16 protein-coding genes are annotated in these 21216 nt (G+C 73.3%); 7 read left to right on the forward strand and 9 right to left on the reverse strand.

From position 1 onward, the window contains the following. Positions 1 to 223 precede the first annotated feature (223 nt). The gene (locus tag ABEB00_RS08675; RefSeq protein ID WP_345618474.1) at positions 224 to 466 is read right to left on the reverse strand and encodes a hypothetical protein; all 243 of its coding nucleotides are present in this window, start codon (positions 464 to 466) and stop codon (positions 224 to 226) included. A 168-nt stretch (positions 467 to 634) separates the two neighbouring features. Here ABEB00_RS08675 and ABEB00_RS08680 point away from each other — a divergent pair, with 168 nt between their 5' ends. The 5 genes from ABEB00_RS08680 to ABEB00_RS08700 all read left to right on the forward strand — a co-directional run bounded on the left by ABEB00_RS08680 (position 635) and on the right by ABEB00_RS08700 (position 4110). Next, complete coding sequence (locus ABEB00_RS08680; RefSeq protein WP_345618476.1) at positions 635 to 1078, forward strand: ATP-binding protein; 444 nt, start codon at positions 635 to 637, stop codon at positions 1076 to 1078. A 173-nt stretch (positions 1079 to 1251) separates the two neighbouring features. After that, complete coding sequence (locus tag ABEB00_RS08685) at positions 1252 to 2160, forward strand: RNA polymerase sigma factor SigF (protein WP_345618477.1); 909 nt, start codon at positions 1252 to 1254, stop codon at positions 2158 to 2160. 20 nt (positions 2161 to 2180) lie between these two features. Continuing rightward, the gene (locus ABEB00_RS08690; protein WP_345618478.1) at positions 2181 to 2489 is read left to right on the forward strand and encodes a DUF5133 domain-containing protein; all 309 of its coding nucleotides are present in this window, start codon (positions 2181 to 2183) and stop codon (positions 2487 to 2489) included. A 248-nt stretch (positions 2490 to 2737) separates the two neighbouring features. Beyond that, complete coding sequence (locus ABEB00_RS08695; protein ID WP_345618479.1) at positions 2738 to 3577, forward strand: DUF1206 domain-containing protein; 840 nt, start codon at positions 2738 to 2740, stop codon at positions 3575 to 3577. A 101-nt stretch (positions 3578 to 3678) separates the two neighbouring features. After that, positions 3679 to 4110: a hypothetical protein gene (locus ABEB00_RS08700; RefSeq protein ID WP_345618480.1), complete on the forward strand. Its 432-nt coding sequence runs from the start codon at positions 3679 to 3681 to the stop codon at positions 4108 to 4110. A gap of 40 nt (positions 4111 to 4150) precedes the next feature. On the opposite strand, the gene ABEB00_RS08705 is transcribed toward ABEB00_RS08700, so the two are convergent. The 6 genes from ABEB00_RS08705 to ABEB00_RS08730 form a co-directional block, all read right to left on the reverse strand. Beyond that, positions 4151 to 6400 (reverse strand): FUSC family protein, encoded by a 2250-nt coding sequence (locus tag ABEB00_RS08705; protein ID WP_345618481.1) that lies wholly within the window; start codon positions 6398 to 6400, stop codon positions 4151 to 4153. A 78-nt stretch (positions 6401 to 6478) separates the two neighbouring features. Continuing rightward, positions 6479 to 7855, reverse strand: a complete 1377-nt coding sequence (locus ABEB00_RS08710; protein WP_345618482.1) for an NAD(P)/FAD-dependent oxidoreductase — start codon at positions 7853 to 7855, stop codon at positions 6479 to 6481. A gap of 145 nt (positions 7856 to 8000) precedes the next feature. Beyond that, positions 8001 to 9788, reverse strand: coding sequence for a PP2C family protein-serine/threonine phosphatase (locus ABEB00_RS08715; protein WP_345618483.1), 1788 nt, complete (start codon positions 9786 to 9788; stop codon positions 8001 to 8003). A gap of 229 nt (positions 9789 to 10017) precedes the next feature. Continuing rightward, complete coding sequence (locus tag ABEB00_RS08720) at positions 10018 to 10419, reverse strand: STAS domain-containing protein (RefSeq protein WP_345618484.1); 402 nt, start codon at positions 10417 to 10419, stop codon at positions 10018 to 10020. Between the two features lie 181 nt (positions 10420 to 10600). Beyond that, a complete protein-coding gene (locus tag ABEB00_RS08725; RefSeq protein WP_425586459.1) occupies positions 10601 to 13033 on the reverse strand; it encodes a SpoIIE family protein phosphatase in 2433 nt (810 codons plus the stop codon). Positions 13034 to 13130: 97 nt separating this feature from the next. Next, entirely contained in the window at positions 13131 to 17132 is a 4002-nt protein-coding gene (locus ABEB00_RS08730) for a HAMP domain-containing protein (protein ID WP_345618485.1), read from the reverse strand. Positions 17133 to 17582: 450 nt separating this feature from the next. Here ABEB00_RS08730 and ABEB00_RS08735 point away from each other — a divergent pair, with 450 nt between their 5' ends. Beyond that, positions 17583 to 17954: a PRC-barrel domain-containing protein gene (locus ABEB00_RS08735; protein ID WP_345618487.1), complete on the forward strand. Its 372-nt coding sequence runs from the start codon at positions 17583 to 17585 to the stop codon at positions 17952 to 17954. A gap of 74 nt (positions 17955 to 18028) precedes the next feature. Here the strand turns inward: ABEB00_RS08735 and ABEB00_RS08740 are convergent, their stop codons facing one another. Beyond that, positions 18029 to 18463 (reverse strand): ATP-binding protein, encoded by a 435-nt coding sequence (locus tag ABEB00_RS08740; RefSeq protein WP_345618489.1) that lies wholly within the window; start codon positions 18461 to 18463, stop codon positions 18029 to 18031. A 371-nt stretch (positions 18464 to 18834) separates the two neighbouring features. On the opposite strand from ABEB00_RS08740, the gene ABEB00_RS08745 reads away from it, so the two are divergent. After that, positions 18835 to 19119, forward strand: a complete 285-nt coding sequence (locus ABEB00_RS08745; RefSeq protein WP_345618491.1) for a DUF4190 domain-containing protein — start codon at positions 18835 to 18837, stop codon at positions 19117 to 19119. 22 nt (positions 19120 to 19141) lie between these two features. Here the strand turns inward: ABEB00_RS08745 and ABEB00_RS08750 are convergent, their stop codons facing one another. Then, the gene (locus tag ABEB00_RS08750; RefSeq protein WP_345618492.1) at positions 19142 to 21058 is read right to left on the reverse strand and encodes an AMP-dependent synthetase/ligase; all 1917 of its coding nucleotides are present in this window, start codon (positions 21056 to 21058) and stop codon (positions 19142 to 19144) included. Positions 21059 to 21216 lie beyond the last annotated feature (158 nt).

Genomic DNA, 21216 nt, shown 5'->3' on the forward strand with positions numbered 1-21216 from the left:
CGGAGCGCCGGATCCGGGGTGGATTTCCGTGAGAGCGTGAAAAAGCCCTGGCTGGACGGGGGAGACCAGCCAGGGCCGTTGTGCGGTGGCGGCGGAGGACTCGGAGGTTCGACTCCGTCACCACGTATGCCTGAACGCTAAACCATCAGCGGAGGTTCCCGGGCACCGGACGCGGCCCGCGTGACCCGTCTCACCCGTCGGCGACGGCACCGGGCCGCCCGCTTCACCCGGCCGGCCCCCGGTCACCGGTCCGGTCGCCCCGGCGGCCGGGCGTCAGGACCTCGTCCAGTACGTGCAGGACCGCCTCGTAGGCGACCGCCCGTACCGCCGCCTCCCGGGCCGCCTCCGGATCGGTCGGTGTCAGTTCCCCCCGCCGCGTCCGCCACGACCGTTCCTCCTCGGCCGCCCGGGCCCTCGCCCGTCGCATCCGCCGCAGCAGCTCGTCCGCGTCCACCACATCCGTCATGCGCACCGCGTACCCCGCGACGCCGCCCGAATGACCGTTCGTCCGTACGGAGGGCGCGAGGTTTCAGGGTGCGCGCAGTGGTCAGCCGGAAGGGGAGAACGGCCGGGGCCGTGGGCGCGGGCCCGGACCGGTTCGTCCGTACCGACCGATCGATCAGGGAGCCGACGGATGCGTGAGAGGCACGAAACCCCCTTCCCCGTCGAGCGACCCGGCGCCGGCCGGGCCGCTCAGGACCGGCCCAGCAAACCCGCCGAGGCGCGCCGGGCCGTGGAACGCGCGGTCACCGAGGGCTACGGCGACGGCCGCGCCGTCTGCGACACGCACGCGCTGTCGGACGCGGTGCTGGTCGCCTCCGAGCTGACCACCAACGCCATCCTGCACGGCGGCGGTGTCACCGACTTCCGGGTCGACGTGGTCGGCCCCGGGGTGCGCCTCTCGGTGAGCGACCGCAGCGACGAACTGCCCGCGCCCGCGCCGCCCGCCGACCCCAAGGGCCGCCGGCGGGTGGGCGGCCACGGCTGGTCGATCATCTGCCGGCTGGCCCGCGACGTGAGCGTGGCGTGTCTGCCCACCGGAGGCAAGCGCATCAGCGTTCTCATACCGCTGTCCTGAGTACTTTTCGAAAAGCGGAGTTTGTTCCCCCCGGGCGAGGGCAGTCGCAGTTTCGTGCTTCGGACCGGAGGCGCAGCAGCGGGAGCGGTACGGCTGCTTCGGACTCCAGGTGATCCGGACGGCACCGTTCCCGTGGAATGTCCCCTGTATCCACCGTTCAGGAGCGGATCCGCATGCTCATCGACACGCCCACCGGCCGTCCCGCAGCGACCGAGTCCACGACCACCGCCGAGAACCCGGCCACCGACCCGGTGGCCACCGCCGACCCCGTGGCCGCGGCCACCCGGCGCCGGCACGACGACGCCCCCGACACCCTGAGCCGGTTCACCCGGCTGGCCGAGCTGGCGGACGGGCCCGAGCGCGACGCGCTGCGGGACGAACTCGTCACCGCCTGGCTGCCCATGGCCCACCGCATCGCCGGACGCTTCCGCGACCGCGGCGAGTCCATCGAGGACCTGCGCCAGGTGGCGGCGCTCGGCCTGGTGAAGGCCATCGACCGCTTCGACCCCGAGCGCGGTGCCTTCGAGAGTTACGCCGTCCCCACCATCACCGGTGAGGTCAAGCGGCACTTCCGCGACCGGATGTGGGCCCTCAGGGTCCCGCGCCGGGTCCAGGAACTGCGCAACAAGGTGCGCGTGGCGCGCCGCGACCTCACCCAGAACCCGGGCAGCCCGGAACCGTCCGTGGCCGACCTCGCCGCCCACACCGGGCTGACCGAGGAGGAGGTCACGGCCGGCATGGAGGCGCTGGAGAGCTTCAGCACCCTCTCGCTGGACGCCGAACTCTCGGCCGGCGACGACGGGTACAGCCTCGCGGACACGCTCGGCACCTCGGACGGCTCGTTCGACATCGTGGTGGACCGCGAGTCCGCCAAGGAGGGACTGCGCCGGCTCCCCGAGCGCGAGCGCACCATCCTCTACATGCGGTTTTTCGAGGACATGACACAGAGCCGCATAGCGGACCAACTGGGTATCTCGCAGATGCACGTCTCGCGTCTCATCAGCCGCAGTTGCGCCCGGGTGCGCGACGAGGCGCTGGGGCGGCGGACGGGCCGTCGGGGACCCGGCCGGCACGCGGCATGACGGAAGAGGAACGGACCCCCATGCTCAGGCCCCACCCCGCCGAACTGCGCAGACTCGTGGAGGAGTACGAAGCGGCCGCGGCCCGCCGGCCGGCCGACGGCACGGCCGATCCCGATCCGCGGGCCCGGGACCTGGCGTACACCCTCTGCGTGTCCACCGGAACCCGTGACATACGGCTGGCCCTGCAAGCGGCCCGCGACTGGCTCACGCCGGCCGCGGTGCCGCCTCCCACCGCCGTCCCCGTCCCCACGCCCCGTCCCCCGGCCGCCCCCGCCTCCGAGGCCGTGACGGCCGCTCCCGCCCCCGAGGCCCTGGCGGTCGCCGACTGACCGGTCCGCCGCCGCGGGACGCCCCGCCCGCACCTGGCCCGCCGCCACCCCGGCACCTGACCCACCCGTACGGCACCGCCCCTCGCACGGCGCGCGCCCGGGGCGGTGGCAGGTGCCGGGGTGGCGCCGTGCGTGGCCTGCCTGCTCCGGCCTGCCGGGCGGCCCGGAGGAGTGCTCCCGGCCGGGTCCGCTCGCCGGGTGTGCGCCGGGCGAGCAGGGGCATCCGGTGTCGCGAAGGGGAGGCAGAGATGACCACGCGAGTTTTTGCGGGAGCCGGCCGCGGCCGGGCCCGCGCGGCGGCAGGCGGATCGGCCCGTGAGGGCGCCGCACGGGCCGGGCTGACCGCCCGGGGTGTGATCTACCTGCTGGTCGGAGTACTGGCGCTGCAGATCGCCTTCGGTGCCGGGCACCGGGAGGCCGACCGGTCCGGCGCGCTCCAGGAACTGGCCGACCAGCCGTTCGGCGCCGTCCTGCTGTGGGCCCTGGGCATCGGCCTGGTGGGCATGGCCCTGTGGCGGCTGTCGGAGGCGCTGTTCGGCGCCGTGGGCGAGGACGGCCACAAGGCGAAGAAGCGGCTGCCGTCCGCGGCCCGCTGCGTGTTCTACGCCTTCGTCGCCTACACCGTGCTCGCCTTCGCGGTGAGCCCGGCGAACGGATCGGGCGGATCGAGCGACCAGCAGTCCCGCGACGTCACCGCCCGCGTCATGGATGTCCCCGCCGGCCGGTGGCTCGTCGGCGCCGTGGGGGTCGGCATCGTCGTCGCCGGCGTGGTGATGGGCGTGCAGGCGGCCCGCCGCAAGTACCACAAGAAGCTGAAGATGGGCGAGCTGGCCCCGTGGTCCCGGCGGCTGGTGGACGTCACCGGCGTCGCCGGAGGAGTCGCCCGCGGGCTGGTCTTCGCCACCGCCGGCGCCTTCGCCGTGCGGGCCGCCGTCGACTACCGGCCGGACCAGGCCAAGGGCCTCGACGACACGCTCCGCTCCTTCGCCGACACCCCGCTCGGCCCCTGGCTGCTGGTCCTCGTCGCGGCCGGGCTGGTGCTCTTCGGCGTCTTCTCCTTCGCCCTCGCGCGCTGGCGCCGCGTCTGACCCGCGGGCTCCGAGCACGACGCGGGCGGACCGGCGATGTGCCGGTCCACCCGCGTCGTGCTGTGACGTCTGAGCCGAGCGGGAGGGGGAACACGAGAGGGATGAACGCACACGAGATTCCGCCGGACGGCCGTCCCGTGGACGTCTACCTCGACCTCCTGCGCGTCCGGATGGACACCGAGGACTACCGGACGCTGCTCGACGTCGTGGAGCCGGTTCTACGGGCCATCGACGAACATCAGATGCCCACCATCGACTTCTCCCTCGACGGGCAGGGCGCCGAACAACTGCCCCAGGAGATCCGCGACGAGGCCGCCCTGGTCATCGCCACCGCCGTCACCGGACGGCTCGACAACGAGGTCATCGAGATCAGCACCGAGGAGACCGGACCGGTCCGGGTGGTGACCGACGCGGCCACCGCCTCCGATCCCGAACGCCTCGGCGAGATCGCCGACTACCTCACCGAACGGCACCGCCAGAACGAGGAACTGCGCGGCATCGCCGAGGCGAGCGGCCTGCCCAGCGACTTCTGACCCGGCCGGCCGGTTTCCGGCCGCGGGCGCGCCCCCGCCGTCACCGCTTCGGCGCCGCGACGGGCACGCCCAGCGGCCGGGCCAGACCGGCCACCGCCTCGTCCAGCCGCTCCAGATGCCGCAGCACCCGGTCCGTGACACGGCCGTAGCGCGGGGCCCCGTGCGCGTCGTACTCCAGCAGCGAGGCGATGCTCGGACCGGTCTCCACCTCGGCCCCGGCATGCCGGTCGGCGACCCGGGCGGCGAGCGCCTCGATGTTGCGCACCGTCCGCCGCACCGCGCCGCGCAGCCGGGGATCGGCCGCGATGGACGGGTGGGCGGGCAGCAGCTCGGCGGTCGCCGCCAGCGACCGGGCGTGGTAGGCGCAGGTCTCCAGGAGCGCGACCACATAACGCGCCGTGTCCCGGCGGGTCCGCAGCGGCGTGATCGGATGGGTGAGCGGCTGGGTGGCCGACCGCAGGTCGCCGACGGCCTGGTCCAGATCGCGGGCCCGGTCCAGCAGATCCACCGCGTGGCCGCCGCTGAGCTGGTCGACGGCGCCCTCCGTGACGTCCAGCAGCCGCTCCAGCACCGTGTCGAGCAGCTCGTTGGTACGCCGGTCGGTGTGCACCGGCAGGACCAGCGCCGCCGCCACCACCCCGCAGGCCGCGCCGAGCGCCGTCTCCTCCACCCGCAGCAGCAGCACCGACATGCTGTAGGTGTGCAGCAGGGTGTACAGCAGCCCCAGCATCGCGGTCACGAAGAACGACATCAGCGTGTAGGACAGCGGCGCCGTGTAGAACATCGCGAAGATCAGCAGCAGCACCAGCCCGAACGCCGTCCAGGTGTGCTGCCCGACCAGCCCGGCCAGCCCGATCCCGGCCACCACCCCGAACACGGTGCCCAGCAGCCGCCGGTAGCCCTTGACCAGGATCTCGCCGGTGGAGGCGGTGTTCAGGAAGACGATCCAGCAGGTCAGCACGGCCCAGTACCAGCGCTGGGCGGACAGCAGCTCACCGCCGACGATGGCCAGCGAGGAACCGATCGCGACCTGCACCGCGGCCCGCGTGGTGGGCCGCCGCAGCCCGCTCGGCTCCGCCTCCGGCTCCGCTTCCTCCCCGGCTTCGATGGCCGCGTCCTCGGTGTCCAGCTCCTCGCGGGAGCGGGCGGTGGCGGGGGAGTCGTCGGTCTCGTCCTGCGGACCGTCCAGGGCGATCCGCAGCCCCATCACCGCGCGCGCGGTCTCGCCGACGGAGCGGAAGACGTCCTGCACCGCCGCCGACGCCGGCGGCAGGTTCTCCTCGTCGCGGTAGCCGAGCAGCCGGTTGCGCAGGTGGGACAGGGCGGTCCCGCGGGCCTCGGCGGGCGGCCGCAGCACCAGCTCCCGCAGCGCCGAGAGGTCGCGGCGCAGCAACTCGACCGCCTCGTCCGTCCCGGGCAGCCCGCCCAGCGACGGAGTCGGCGCGCCCGGCAGATGCAGGGTGAGGGTGTCGGCCCGCCGGGCGCTGCGCGCGGTCAGCAGCAGCAGCCCGAGCCGCTCGACGGCGATCTCGGCCTCCGCGACCCGGCGCTGCACCGACCGCGTCGTCGCCGCGTCGAAACTGCCCTCGTCCAGCCGGGACTGGATCATCAGCGCCGTCTCGTGCAGCCGGGCCGTGCCCTCCCGCATGTCCTCCAGCACCTTGCCGAGGCCGTCCGGGTCCGTGGCCAGCAGCTCCGACTGGGAGGACAGCAACTGGGCCATCCGGGCCCGGAACGCCTGCCGCAGCCGTTGCAGGATGCCCGTCGGGGTGGCCGGCACGATCGCGAACCGCACCAGCGCGCTGCACCCGAACGCCACGGCGACCGCCCGGTACAGCTCGGGCAGGTCCGACACGCTCGCGCCGACGAAGAGGGAGACGAAGTAGAGCTGGAAGCCGATCAGCCCCAGCGCCGTGCCGCGGTCCCCGAACCGGCGGCCGTAGACCGCGCAGAAGATGAGGACCACGAAGAAGACGTCGCCGAGCAGCACCCGGGAGGCGAGCAGCGCGGCCAGCGACACCGAGGCCAGCGCCACGGGCAGCCCCAGCGCCAGCGTCACGGCCTGCGGACCGCGCAGCTTCTCCCGGATGGCGAACGTGGCGACCATCGCCGCCATCGCACCGGCGACCAGATGGGTGACGTCGGAACCGAGGAGGGCGAGCACGGCCAGCGCGAGCGCGATCGCACCGACCGTGCGCAACCCGGCGACCAGCCGGAGCAGCCCCGGGTCGGAGGCCGCGACGCGGTCCCACAGCCGTGTCCGCACCGAGCGCCCCGCTGCCGCCCTCACGCCGCCGTACTCTCCCTGTTCGAACACCGAGATCCACTTCTCAGCATGCCATGCCGAGGACGGACCCCGCGCTCCGGGTCAGATCCGGGCCCGTCCCCCGCTCTCGACCTGGGCCCGCACCTCTTCCGGGGACAGATAGGCGTCGGTGTACTCGAAGTCCTTCAGCTTGGCCGGCTTGCGGGCCTGGAAGCCGGTCCGCACGAAGTCGTCACCGGCGACCGCGTTGAGCAGCCAGTTGGTCATCACCCGCGTCTTGGCGACGCCGGTGCGCAGTGCCGACCAGTGGTACCCGCGGGCCACGGCCTGCGCGGGCAGCCCCCGCAGCTCCACGCCCAGCGGCTTGGAGACCGCGTCCGCCCCGCCGAGGTCCACCACCAGACCGAGGTCCTTGTGGACGTACGGCCGCTGCGGCCGGCCCCGCAGGGCGGCGATGACGTTGTCGGCGACATGGGTGCCCTGCCGCATCGCGTGCTGGGCGGTCGGCGGGCAGACCGCCCCGTCCTGGCCCTTGGCGAGGTCGGGCACGGCCGCCGAGTCGCCGAGCGCGAACACCCCGTCGTGGTTCGGCAGGGACATCTCCGAGGTGACCGCGAGCCGGCCCTTGACCGTCTCCGCGCCGAGCGTGGCGATCAGCGGGCTGGCCACCACCCCGGCGGTCCAGATCAGCGTGCGGGTGGGGATCACCCGGCCGTCGGTGAAGGTGACCTCCTCCTCGCCGGCCTTGGCGACGGAGACGCCGAGCGACACCTCGACACCGCGCCGGCGCAGGATCTCCAGCGCGCTGCGCCCGAGCTTGTCGCCCAGTTCGGGCATCAGCTTCGGGGCGATGTCGATGAGGTGCCACTTGATCAGCCCCGGGTCCAGCCGCGGGTAGCGCTTGACGGCGGCGTGCGTCAGCCGCTGCAGGCAGGCCGCGGTCTCGGTACCCGCGTAACCGCCGCCGACCACCACGAACTGCAGCCGCGAGGCGCGCTCGGCCGGGTCCTCGCTCGCGTCGGCGAGGTCGAGCTGCGAGATGACGTGGTCGCGGACGTAGGCCGCCTCCGCCAGCGTCTTCATGCCGAACGCGTGGTCGGTGAGACCGGGGATGTCGAAGGTGCGGGTGATGCTCCCGGGGGCCAGCACGATGTAGTCGTACGGCTCGTTGACGAGCCGGTCGGTGATGGTGCGCACCACGCAGACCTTGGCCTTGAGGTCGACGCCGACGGCACCCCCGGGAATGATCCGGGTGCGGTACCTGCTGCTGCGCCGCAGCGAGACGGCGACCGACTGCGGGGTCAGCACGCCGGAGGCGACCTGCGGCAGCAGGGGCAGATAGAGCTGGTAGGCGAACGGTGTGACCAGCGTGATGTCCGCCTCGTCCGGAGTGAGTTTCCGCTCCAGACGGCGGACGCACTCCACGCCGGCGAAACCTGCGCCGACCACCAGGATCCTGGGTCGTGTCACGGTGCTCATCCCTTTCTGCGGCTCCAGGCGGTCTGCCTCGAACGTCCTTCGCCTGCCCCTGGATCGCTGCTTCGCACCCCTCGATCCCACCGCGCCGCGCCGCGTTCCGCCAGTCGGACGGGCCAGTCCGGGGAACCCCGCACCCACTCCGCGTCTACCTCGCGCCTACCTCGCGCCGTCGGCAGAGCAGCAGGCACACGTCGTCGTCGCGTTCGGAGTCGCTCAGCAGCGGATGCAGGATGCCCTCCGCCGCGCCCTCCAGGTCGGCTTCCAGTTCGGCCGGGTTGAACGACCCGAGCGCCGCCGCCAGCCGCTCGATCCCCGGGTCTATGCCCCTTGCCCGCCGCTCGACCAGCCCGTCGGTGTACAGCGCCAGCGTCGAACCGGGAGGCATCGGCACGGTGTGGTCGGCGATCTCCTGCTTGAGCGGGATGCCGAGCATCGCCCCGGGCTTGTCGTCCAGGACCCGGATCCGCCCGTCCGGCTCCCGCAGCACCGGCGGCGGATGGCCGGCCGCCGCCCAGGTCATCGTCGACTCGTCCGGGTGGAACCGGGCGATGACGGCGGTGGCGTACAGGTCCGGCTGGAGGGTGTGCAGGAAGTCGTGCAGCCGGGTCAGCAGGCGGCCGGGGCTGCCGCCGTCGACGGCGTAGGCGCGCAGCGCGGTGCGGAGCTGGCTCATCATCACCGCCGCGTGCAGCCCGTGCCCGGTCACGTCGCCGACCACGGCGATCACCCCGCCGTCGGGCTGGCGGAACGCGTCGTACCAGTCGCCGCCGATGTTCAGCCCGTGGGTGGCCGGCAGGTAGCGCGCGGCCAGTTCGACGTCCGGCGGTGTCGGCAGCCGGGTCAGCAGGGCACGCTGCAGCGTCTCGGCGATGTCCCGGTTGTGCTCGTAGCGCCGCGCGTTGTCGATCGCGATACTGGCCCGCCGGGTCAGCTCGACCAGCATCACCGCGTCGTCGGGGTCCCAGCGCTCCCCGGGCGGGGACATGGTCAGCACCCCGAGCGGCGCCGGCCGGGTGGGCAGCGGGATGCACAGCAGCGGCCGGGCGGGGTCCTCCTCCGAGGGCGGCTGGTCGTCCACGCCGGGCAGGCCGCCCGGGTGGTCCGCGGCGTACTGCGGACGCCCGGTGCGCGCCGCGGCCTCGGCCGCCGCGAGCCGCGGCCCGGCGTCCCGCCCGGGCTCCTCGGTCTCGAACCACCGCACCTCGACGCGGCCGGCGTAGACGGGCATCAGCAGATCGGGCAGGCGGCGCAGGATCTCGTGGTGGTTGAGGGAGGCCGTCAGCACCGCGCTGGCGTCCGCGAGGAACGTCAGCCGCCGCCGGGCGCGCTCCGCCTCGGTACGGGCCTTGCGCTCGGCGGCGAACGCCTCCCGCTGCGCCCGTCCGGCGGCGTCCAGCTCGGCGTGGAGCGCCACCACGCCCTGGTTGGTCTGCTGCAGCTCCTCCCGGTGGAAGGAGACCAGCTCCTCCTGCTCGGTGAGTCTTCGCAGCACCAGCGCGGTGTCCTCGTCGGCGCCCAGCAGCGCCTCCGCCAGCGCGGCCGGATCGTCCGCCACCACGCCCGCCTCGGTCGCCGGGCCGGCCTCGGGGCAGACCAGCGCTGTCCGCCAGGGCGGTTCACCCGCCGCGCTCGCCTCACGCGAGGGCGTCACCACCGCCTCCAGCAGACACCTCGCGCCGGACGCCGGGCCGTCGGTCGTCAGGCCCGCGGTCGCCGGGTCCTCGGCCGACAGCGCGGCGGCCGAGGTGTCGGCGGTCAGGGTGAGCCGCCAGGTGCCGCCCTTGGTGAGGCACTGCCGCAGATGGGCGCTGAGCGCCGTGCCGAACCGGATCCGCTCCAGCGGCGGCACACCGTACGCGGCGGCCACCCGGGCGAGGCCGATGCGAGCCCGCGCCGCGTCGGTCACGCCGGCGATTCGCCAGGTCCGCCTCATGGTCCCTCCGCCGGGTCCGCGCCCGGCCCGGCCACGGCGGCGTACCCGGCCGCGACCCGGGCGTCGCCCCCCGGAATCCGGTCGCGCACCGGCACCTCCCACCCGTGCGGCATCAGGCATCCTCCCGGGGGAGGCCCCGGTGAGCGTCTCCGGACGCGCCGCACCCGCTGCCTGTTCCGGCACCTGTCCCCCACCCTGTGACCACCCGCCGACCTCGTACGACACCTCGTCAGGGCCGGGGGGACGCGTCCGGGGCCTCGGGGTCCGTCTGCCGGTCGACGAGGGCGAGCGCCTCGTCCACGGTCGCGGAGACCGGCACGGTGAGGCTCACGCCCGTCAGGTCCAGGATGCGCCGCACCGCCGGGGTCGGCCCGATGATGTGCACACTGCCCGGCAGGTCCCGGGCCTCCTGGTAGACCCGGAGAATGATGTTCATGCCGGACGAGTCCATGAAGGGCACGGCCGACAGGTCGAGCAGGAAGTGCCGCCTGCCGTGGTGGAGCTGGTTGGCCAGGTGGTGCTGGAACTCCGTCGCGGTGTCGACGTCCAGGTAGCCCTCGACCGTGAGCAGCGCGACGTCCTCCCGGGGCAGGGTCACCTCGACGGACAGCGGATTCTGGGCAATGGGCACGTTTACCTCCAACAAAAGCGGGACAGCCTCCGCCTGCTACCCCCATGAGCCACTTCGATGCGCGCCGTCGTCCGGCGCGTCGGGTGATCAAGGTCTCAGTCGCGTGCCGCCCCTCCTCCACGGCGTCTCTCACCGCGCCCGCGCGCTTACCCGCGATCCGCGCCACTATGCGCGACGGGTCTCACGCCAGGCGCACACCCACCAGACAGGTGTCGTCGTCCGTGTCCGACCTGCTGTACGTCAGCAGCCGGTCGAGCTGGTGGTCGAGGGTGGCCGGCGCGGAGCGGGCGGTGGTCAGCAACTGGGTCAGCGACTCCTCCACGGACCGGTCCCGCCGCTCGATCAGCCCGTCGGTGTACATCAGCAGGGTGTCCTCGGCGGCCAGTTGCACCTCCGCCTCCTCGTACCCGGCCTCCGGCACCGCCCCGAGGAGCATGCCCTTGACCAGTGGCAGCGGCGATGCCTGTCGCTCGCGCACGAGCACCGGCGGCAGATGGCCCGCCCGGGCCCAGCGCAGCGTCCGCCGCGACGGGTCGTACAGCCCGCACACCGCGGTGGCCGTCACCCCGCCCGTCAGATGGTGCGCCACGATGTTCAGCCAGGACAGGAGCTGGCCGGGGCCCGCCCCGGTCACCGCCAGGCCGCGCAGCGCGTTGCGCAGGACGACCATGCTGGTCGCGGCCTCGATGCCGTGTCCGGCCACGTCCCCCACGCAGAGCAGCACCAGCCGGTTCGGCAGCACCACGACGTCGTACCAGTCGCCGCCGACCAGTTGCTCGGTCTCCGCGGGCCGGTAGCGGACGGCGACCTGGAGGCCGTCCAGCCGCAGCGGGGCCGCGGCGGGCGGCATGATGGCGTGCTGCAACTGCAGGGTGAGCCGGTTGCGTTCGTGGGCCTGCTGCTCGGTGTGGGCGAGCTGGTCCCGGGTCGCGGCCAGCGCCACCTCGGTCCAGTGCTGCGCCGAGATGTCCTGGTAGGCGCCGCGCACCAGCAGCAGCCGGCCGTCGGTGTCCAGGACCGGCTCGGCGACCACCCGGATGTGCCGGGTCACCCCGTCGGGCCGGGCCAGCCGGAACGCCGCCGAGGCGGGCCGCCGGTGGTGCATCAGGGTGCGCAGGAACCGGCCGATGGTGACGGCGTCGTCCGGGTGGGCGTGCGCGGGCAGCCGCTCCAGCGGCACCGGCACGCTCGACTCGGGACGGCCGTACAGGTCGAAGAGCTGCCCGTTCCAGGTGATCTCGCCGGTCAGCAGGTTCTCCTCGAACCCGCCGATGCGGCCGAGGCGCTGGGCGTTCTGGAGCAGGCTCGCCAGCCGGGCCGTCTCGTCCTCGATCCGCCAGATCAGCAGGACGGCGTTGCCGTGCCGGCTGACGCTGATGTCGGCGATCGCCGACAGCGTCACCTGGTCGACCAGCGCGGTCAGGTTCATCCGCTGCGCCCGGAACGGCTCCCCGGTGGCATACACCCGCTCCACCCGCTGGAACAGCTCGCTCTCCCCGGCGGCCATCGGGTACGCCTCCAGCAGCAGCGCGCCGCCCACCACCGCGCGGGGCCGCCCGGCCGGGTCGAGGAAGCGGTCGTTGACGTGCTGGATGCGGAAGTCGACGAGGTTGCCGGCGGCGTCGAGGTGCGGCACCAGGACGAGCGCCGGGTCGTGCAGCCCGTCGGCCAGGTCCATCAGCTCCGCCGCGTCCGGCAGGACCCGGGGCTCCTGACCGGTGCCGTGCGCCCGCGTGTACGTCTCCAGGGTGTGCGCGCACAGTTCGGCCAGCGCCTCCAACTGGCGCACCACCTGCGGGGGCTGCGGGGCCAGCGGGGCCGGCCAGGCGATCTCCAGGACGCCGTGCACGCGTCCGCCGGTCCCGGCGGGCAGCGCCACCCGGCCGCCGTCCGGATGCTGGTGCCGGCCGACGCTGGGCAGCCCGGTGTCCGAGAGCGAGCCGAACCACTGCCCGTCGCGCTCGGTCAGACCGCACCGGGCCACGGTCGCCACCTCCGGCGGCACATACCGCCAGCGGGCCGCCTCGGCGGGGGAGAAGCCCGCGCTGCCCGCCAGGGTGAGCGAGCCGTCCGGGCCGGCCGCCCAGATCGCCACGGCGGCGGCGCCCAGCGGCCGCAGCGCCTGCTCCAGCAGGGCGTCGGCCACGGCCTGGGTGTCGTCGGCCGCGAGCGCGCCGCTCTCGGCCGCGCGCAGGCGCACCGCCGCCGCGGTCTCGGCCGCCGCGTCGTCGGCCGCGGCGGCGGTGGCGGCGAGGAAGGCGTCCGTCACCTCCGACATCCGGTCCCGGGCGGCCTGGTTGATGACGTCGACCGAGAACTCCAGCAGTGTCACCTGGGCCTGCCCGGCCAGCTCGGCGAGTTGCCGGGCGGCCTGCGCCGGGCCGCACCGCAGCCGCTCGACCAGGATGCCCTTGGCGAGTTCGATCAGGGCCCGGCCCTCGGCCTCCGCCTGGGCCTTGCTGACCTCCCGGCTGAGCCGGTCCACGGTGGCCGCCAGCCGGCCCACCGGCGACTGGCGGGAGACCTCCACGAGATCGCCCCCGGCGGGGGGCGTGACGGAGTCCGGCCGGGACTCGCCGTCGGCCGGGTGCTGAACCTCTTCGGAAGTGCTCACGGGGTGACTGCTCCTCGGCTGGTGGGCGCCGCGGCGCGCGGCGGACGACGGCGCGCGCCGCCCGGCCCGCAGGGGTACGGGACGGGGGCCGGTGATGTCATGCGGGCAGCCAGCGCCGGACGCAGGCCATGAGGTCGCCGGTGTCGACGGGCTTGGTGACGTAGTCGCTGGCGCCCGAGGCGAGGGACTTCTCCCGGTCGCCCGGCATCGCCTTCGCGGTGACGGCGATGATCGGCAGCTCGGCGTACCGCTGCATGGCGCGGATCTCGGCCGTCGCCGCGTAGCCGTCCATCTCCGGCATCATCACGTCCATCAGCACCAGGGCGATGTCCGGGTTGTTCAGCAGGGTGTCGATGCCCTTGCGCCCGTTCTCGGCGTGCAGCACCCGGAAACCGTGCAGTTCCAGGATGCCGCTCAGCGCGAACAGGTTGCGGGCGTCGTCGTCGACGACGAGGACCGTGCGCCCGGCGTGCGTCTCGCCCAGCGCCGAGGTGGCCGTCCGCTGGAGTTCCTCGGGACGGACCAGGGACAGCACGTCGCCGGGTTCCTCGGCGGACAGGTGCAGGGCGATGCGCTCGCGCAGTTCGTCGAGACTGGAGAGGAACTCCAGCGCCCCGCTGTCCGCGCCGGAGCGCAGGCTCTCCTCCAGGGCCACGTCGACGCGGTGACCGCTGTGCACGAGCACCGGCACGCTCGCCAGCGCCGAGTCGCCGCGCAGCGCCCGCAGGAAGCGGGACGCCTCCCCGTCGGGCATGCCCAGCTCCAGGACGACGCAGTGGCAGGACTCCGCCGCCAGCGCGCCGGCCGCCTCCTGCGCCCCCACGGCGGTGACCACGTCCAGCGGGGGACGCCCGCCCGCGTCGTCCCGGCCGTGCGAGAGGTCGGCGACCACGCTCTCCGCGACGAGGGTCAGCAGACCGCGCGGCCGCTCCTCCACGACCAGCAGCCGGCGGGGGCGCCGGCGGTGCCCGGTGGTCAGCTCCGGCAGCGGCGCCGGCCGGTCGAGCGCGTCGGCGGCCGTCTGCGCCGAGGAGTGCTCCGCGGGCCGGCCGCGGCCCAGCAGTTCCTCGAAGTCGGGCCGGGCCACCGGCAGGAACAGGGTGAACGTGCTGCCCAGGTTCGGGGTGCTGTCCACGCTCACGGCACCGCCCAGCAACTGGGCGATCTCCCGCGTGATGGACAGGCCGAGGCCGGTGCCCCCGTACTTGCGGCTGGTGGTGCCGTCCGCCTGCTGGAAGGCGCCGAAGATCGTCTCCAGGTGCTGCTCGGGGATGCCGATGCCGGTGTCCTGGACCCGGAACGCCACCACCGCGCCACCGCGGATCACGCCCGCCGGGACCTCCCCGTCGGAGGCCGGCTCGATCCGCAGTTCCACGCTGCCCCGCTCGGTGAACTTCACCGCGTTGGAGAGCAGGTTGCGCAGCACCTGCCGCAGCCGGGAGTCGTCGGTCAGCAGGTCGGCCGGCGCGCCGGGCGCGGTGGTGACCGTGAACTCCAGGCTCTTCTGCGTGGTCATCGGCCGGAAGGTGGCCTCGACGTACTCGATGAGCTGGCGCAGTGTCACCCGCTCGGGGGCCACGTCCATCTTTCCGGCCTCGACCTTGGACAGGTCCAGGATGTCGTTGATGAGCTGGAGCAGGTCCGAGCCGGCCGAGTGGATGATGCCCGCGTACTCGACCTGCTTGGGCGTGAGGTTGCGCGAGGGGTTCTGGGCGAGCAACTGGGCGAGGATGAGCAGGCTGTTGAGCGGGGTGCGCAGTTCGTGGCTCATGTTCGCCAGGAACTCCGACTTGTACTTCGAGGCCAGCGAGAGCTGCTGGGCGCGGGCCTCCAGCTCCTGCCGTGCCTGCTCGATCTGGAGGTTCTTCGCCTCGATGTCCCGGTTCTGGGTCGCCAGCAGCGACGCCTTCTCCTCCAGCTCGGCGTTGGAGCGTTGCAGCTCGTCCTGCTGGACCTGGAGTTCCGTGGAGCGGGCCTGCAGCTCGGCGGTCAGCCGCTGCGACTCGGAGAGCAGCTCGTCGGTGCGGGCGTTGGCCACGATGGTGTTGACGTTGACCCCGATGGTCTCCATCAACTGGGCCAGGAAGTCCCGGTGGATCTGGGTGAACGGGGCCACCGAGGCCAGCTCGATGACGCCGAGGACCTGTCCCTCCACCACGATGGGCAGCAGCACGAGCGCGCTGGGTACCACCTGGCCGAGGCCGGAGGAGATGGTCACGTAGTCCGGCGGCAGGTCCGCCACCATGATCGTGCGGCGGCTGCGCGCCGCCTGCCCGACCAGGGTCCGGCCGAACGGGATCCGGGTGGGCCGGCCGTCGTCGTCCGGGTAGCCGTAGGCACCGACGAGCCGCAGCTCCGGGCCGTGCGGGCCGTCCTCGGCCAGGTAGAAGGCGCCGTACTGGGCCGAGACCAGCGGCACCAGCTCGTCCATGATCAGCTCGGCGACGACGGGCAGGTCCCGGTGGCCCTGCATCAGTGAGGAGATCCGGGCGAGGTTGGTCTTGAGCCAGTCCTGCTGCTGGTTGGCCCGCGTGGTCTCGCGCAGGGACTCCACCATCGCGTTGATGTTGTCCTTCAACTCGGCGACCTCGCCGGACGCCTCCACGTTGATCGACCGGGTCAGGTCGCCCTCGGCGACCGCGCTGGTCACCTCGGCGATGGCACGCACCTGCCGGGTCAGGTTCCCGGCCAGCTCGTTGACGTTCTCCGTCAGCCGCTTCCAGGTCCCGGAGACCCCCTCCACCTCGGCCTGGCCGCCGAGCCGGCCCTCGGTGCCGACCTCGCGGGCGACGCGGGTGACCTCGTCGGCGAAGGCGGAGAGCTGGTCGACCATCGTGTTGATGGTCGTCTTCAGCTCCAGGATCTCGCCCCGGGCGTCCACGTCGATCTTCTTCGACAGGTCACCGCGGGCCACGGCGGTCGTCACCAGCGCGATGTTGCGCACCTGGCCGGTGAGGTTGTTGGCCATCGAGTTGACGTTGTCGGTGAGGTCCTTCCAGGTGCCGGCCACGTTCGGCACGTGCGCCTGGCCGCCGAGCCGGCCCTCGGTGCCGACCTCGCGGGCGACGCGGGTGACCTCGTCGGCGAAGGCCGACAGCGTGTCGACCATGGTGTTGATGCCCTGGGCCAGCGCCGCGACCTCGCCCTTGGCCTCCACCGTGATCCGCTGCGACAGGTCGCCCTTGGCCACCGCGGTGGCCACCTGGGCGATGGAGCGGACCTGGTGGGTGAGGTTGGACGCCATCACGTTGACGTTGTCGGTGAGGTCCTTCCAGGTGCCGGAGACCCCCCGTACCTGGGCCTGTCCGCCCAGGTTCCCGGCGGTGCCGACCTCGCGGGCGACGCGGGTGACCTCGTCGGCGAAGGCGGAGAGCTGGTCGACCATCGTGTTGATGGTGTTCTTCAGCTCCAGGATCTCGCCGCGCGCGTCCACGGTGATCTTCTGCGACAGGTCGCCCTTGGCCACGGCGGTGGCGACCTGGGCGACGTTGCGGACCTGGTTGGTGAGGTTGCCCGCCATGAAGTTCACCGAGTCGGTGAGGTCGCGCCAGGTGCCGCGCACGCCCTGCACGTCCGCCTGGCCGCCGAGCCGGCCCTCGGTGCCGACCTCGCGGGCGACGCGGGTGACCTCGTCGGCGAAGGCGGAGAGCTGGTCGACCATCGTGTTGATGGTGTTCTTCAGCTCCAGGATCTCGCCGCGCGCGTCCACGTCGATCTTCTGGGACAGGTCGCCCCGGGCGACCGCGGTGGCCACCTGGGCGATGTCGCGGACCTGGGTGGTCAGGTTGCCGGCCATGGCGTTGACCGAGTCGGTCAGGTCGGCCCAGGTACCGGAGACCCCGGGTACCTTCGCCTGGCCGCCGAGCCGCCCGTCGGTGCCCACCTCCCGGGCCACCCGGGTGACCTCGGAGGTGAAGACCGACAACTGGTCCACCATGCCGTTGAAGACCGTGGCGATGTCGCCCATCAGACCGTCGGCGTCGTCCGGCAGTCGGGTGCCGAAGTCGCCGTCGCGTACGGCGGTCAGGCCGGCCAGGAGCCGTCGCAGCTCCTGGTCGCCCGGAACCGCGTCGACGACCCCGGTGCTCTCACTGGTCATGCGCACCCTCGTTCCGCTCCCCAGGAGCCCTCGGACGAGGACCCTTGATACCCCCGCCGGACCCTCGGGCGGGCCGGCCTGTCGCGCGTGCGTTTCCGCAGTTCAGCGGAGCTGCACGAGGAGAAAAATACGCCAGAGGCTAACGCACGCGCGCCACCTGCGACAAAAGGCGGGGCCGCGGGCGACAGCCCCTCGCACCTTCCGGAGAAAGGGAGGCATGTCCAGCCGGAACGGGGGTAGGGGAGTGTGTTTCGATGTCCGTGCCCGTGCCGCCGTGGGCGTGGCGCGCACCGGAACCGGGGACACCGCCCGGCGGCCCGGGACACCCGGCCGCGCCGCGCTCCGAATGGCGGTGCCCGCGCAGGGTAGTTGCTGCAGTGGAGCCGGGCGGGCACTCCAGTGGCCGGCCCGGAGTACCGGTAGTCACGGATCAGGGAGGGAAGGGACAGCGTGCCGATGGAGAGAATCTGGTCGTACGCACCGGGCAGTGGCCGCGTCGAGGGGGAGGACCTGACGGGCTGCACCGTCGTCGCGAGCGACGGGACCATCGGCCAGGTGGACCGGGAGGCCGACCACTACGGCCTGCGCCACCTGGTCGTCGACACCGGCGTCTGGGTCTTCGGCCGCAGCGTGCTGGTGCCGGTCGGGGTGGTCGAGAGCGTCGACCCGGAGGCCCGCAAGATCACGCTGGCCTGCACCGAGGCCGAGGTCAAGGCCGCGCCCCGGTTCCGGACCGACAGTGAGACCATGGACCGGGAGTATCTGACGGCCGTCGGCGAGTACTACCACGGCCTGCCGCCCCGGGACACCGCCGAAGCCTGACCGCCGACGCCGCGGCCCGCACCGGGAGACCGGTGCGCGCCGCGGCGTCGGTGCGTGCCGGGCCGGCCCGCGCGTCACCAGGGCAGGAAGACGTGGATGTCCTTGCCCCGCGCCTCGGGCACGACGCTGACCTGGTCGCACAGCGTGTGGATGAGGTGCCAGCCGATACCGCCGCCACCGTTGCTCGGATGGAAGGGGCGCGGCGCCGGCGGGGTGGTGTTGGTGTCGTGCAGTACGACGTGCACGCCGTCGAAGGTGCGCCGCAGACGCAGCTCGAAGGGCCCCGGGGCGTACTGCACCGCGTTCGCCGCCAGCTCCGTCACCACCAGGAGTATGTCGTCCCAGTGCTCGGGTGCCCTCGGTGGCGCGACGCGGGCCAGATCGAAGAGGAATTCCTCCGCGACCAGACGCGCACCCGTCACATTGTGCAGCTCCCCGGTGAAGCTCGCGGTGCGGTTCGTGATCTCCTCGGAAGCCAGTGTCCTGTCCCTACGCGACTCGGCTGCCATTTCGCCTTCCCGGCCCCGGCATCTGCAGGGCTTGTCTCGTTCCCTTTCGCGTGCGCCCCCTTCGTCGTCTAGTTCCCGTGCCGGCGAAGCCTACGCGCACATATGCCGCGGCAGCGGAAGATCACCCGGCGTGAGGGGGTGGTCGCCGCGCGTGCTCAGGGCGTGACCGGCAGGTAATTCCGGGTCCGGGACCGGGGTGGAGAGGGTGCCGCCGTAGAGGAATGCGGAATTCCTCTTATTCGCGGGGCGCTTTCGCCAATTCACCGGAATGCCTACCGGATTGAGCGGGCATCCGGGAATCGCAACACACCGGGAGCGCCTCGCCGCAGTGGTGCTCCACCTTTGAACTCCCCGACCGTCAGGAGAATCTGATGACCAGTTACGGCAGTTCTTCCGCCGCCCCGCGCTCGCGCACCAACGGCCTGGCCGTCGCGAGCCTCGTCTGCGGAATCATCGGTCTGTTCGTCTTCAATGTGATTCTCGGACCCGTCGCGATCGTGCTGGGCGCCGTCGGAATGCGGCAGGCCCCGGCAAAGGGCGGGGCGGGAATGGCGAAGGCCGGTGTGGTGCTCGGCATCCTCGACCTCGTGATCTTCGGGGTGCTGCTCGCGGTCACCGCGGCCAACGGCGGATTCTCCTGGTACGTCGGCGGCTGACGTCCGTCCCGCCCGCCTCGGCTCACCTGAGGAAGACGTCGTCCGAGTCGTCCGGCAGCGCCGGTTCCCGCGGCGCGGACCGGGGGCGGCTGCGCGGACGCGCCTCGTACATCGCGTCGATCTCGAAGGCGAAGGTCCGCACGATCTCGTCCCGGCGCAGCTTCAGCGAGGGCGTCAGCAGGCCCCCCGCCACATCGAACGGCGTGGGCAGGACACGGAAGACCCGGATCGACTCCGAACGCGAGACGGCACTGTTGGCGGCGGCCACGGCGCGCGCGATCTCCTCGCGCAGGGCGTTCTCCTCGCGGGCCTCCCGCGCGGGAGCGTCGCTCTGCAGCGCCAGGGCCGCCCGCCAGTGCGTCAGGAACTCCGGGTCCAGGGTGAGCAGCGCGCCGACGCAGGGCCGGTTGTCGCCCACCACGACCGCCTGGTGGACCAGGGGGTGCATGCGCAGCCGCTGCTCCAGGGCGGCCGGCGCCACGCTCTTGCCGCCGCTCGTGATGATCACGTCCTTCTTGCGGCCGGTGATCGACAGGTACCCCTCGTCGTCCAGGTGCCCCAGGTCGCCGGTGGCCAGCCAGCCGTTGCGCAGCGCGGCCCGGCCGGCCGAGCCGTCGCCCACGTAGCCCTGGAAGACCGACGGGCCGCGGACCAGGATCTCGCCGTCCGTGGCCACCCGGATCTCGGTGCCGGGCAGTGCCTTGCCCACGGTGCCGGACTTCTCCCGGCCCAGCGGCTGCATGGTCACCGCGCCGCCGGTCTCCGTGAGCCCGTAGCCGTCGTGCAGGTGGATGCCGATGCCCTCGTAGAACAGGCACAGCTCGCGGCTGAGCGGCGAGCCGCCGCACGCCGCCCGGCGCACCCGGCCGCCCAGCGCCGCACGCAGCCCGCGGTACACCGCCCGCTCGTACACCGCGTGCTGCAGCCGCAGGTCGAGGCCGGGCCCCGGTCCGAGGCCCAGCCGTCGGCGCTCCGTCGCCGCCGCGAAGTCCCGGGCCGTCCCGGCGGCCCGCTCGAACAGGGCGCCCCGCCCGGCCTGCTGCGCGGCGCGCAGGAAGTTCTTGTAGATCTTCTCCAGCACCGACGGGACGGCGTACAGGTAGGTGGGGCGGAACGACCGCAGCGCCGAGGTCAGCGCCGCCGCGCTCATCTCCGGCTCGTGGCCCATCAGCACACCCCCGCGCACGCACAGCCCCTGGATCATCAGTCCGTACACGTGGGAGAAGGGCAGGAAGGCCAGCACGGCGCCCTGTTCCCCCGGGGGCGCCGCCGTGTGGCCCCAGCCGGCGAGCAGGGTGTCGCAGGACGAGGCCAGACCGCGGTGGCTCAGGGCGCAGCCCAGGGCGCGGCCGGAGGTGCCGGAGGTGTAGGCGACGACCGCGGTGGCGTCCGGCAGCACGATGCGGCGCATCGAGTCGACCGTGGTCACCGGCACGGACGCGCCGTGGGCGGCCAGCTCCGCGAGCGCCCCGGCGTCCAGTTGCCAGACGTGGCGCAGCGCCGGCAGGGAGGCGCACACCGAGCCGACGGTCATCACGCTCTGCTCGTCCTCGACCATCACGGCCACGCAGCCCGCGTCCCGCAGGATCCACTCCACCTGGTCCCGCGAGGAGGCCGGGTAGACCGGCACCACCTCGGCGCCCACCGTCCACAGCGCGTAGCAGAACACCGTCCACTCGTCGCGGGTGCGGGCCAGGACCGCCACGCGCTCACCCGGCCGGATGCCGGACGCGATCAGCCCCCGGGCCAGGCCGACCACCTCGTCGCGGACCTCGCCGGCCGTCACCTCCCGCCAGTCGGCACCCGCCCCCGCCGCCGCGACGCGCCGGGCGAGCAGCGGCAGCGCGGGGGCGCGGGCCGCCGTCTCGAAGAGGCTGTCGGCGAGTGAGCCGGTCAGGGCGGGGGCGGCCTGGGGAGCGAGAGCGAGGTCGCGCGCCATGCGCTGCTCCTGACGTGTACGGGCTGTGACGGCAGCCGGCGAGACCGTGGTCGGCGCCGTGGTCGGCGGTGTTCGAATCTAGCCGAGACGGGGCCGTGCGTGGGCTGTGACGGGAGAAGTGGCCCGGCGCTGAGCAGGTCGCCGCGAAAGGGGGACCC

The sequence above is a fragment of the Streptomyces ziwulingensis genome (assembly GCF_039542605.1).
Lineage (GTDB): Bacteria > Actinomycetota > Actinomycetes > Streptomycetales > Streptomycetaceae > Streptomyces > Streptomyces ziwulingensis.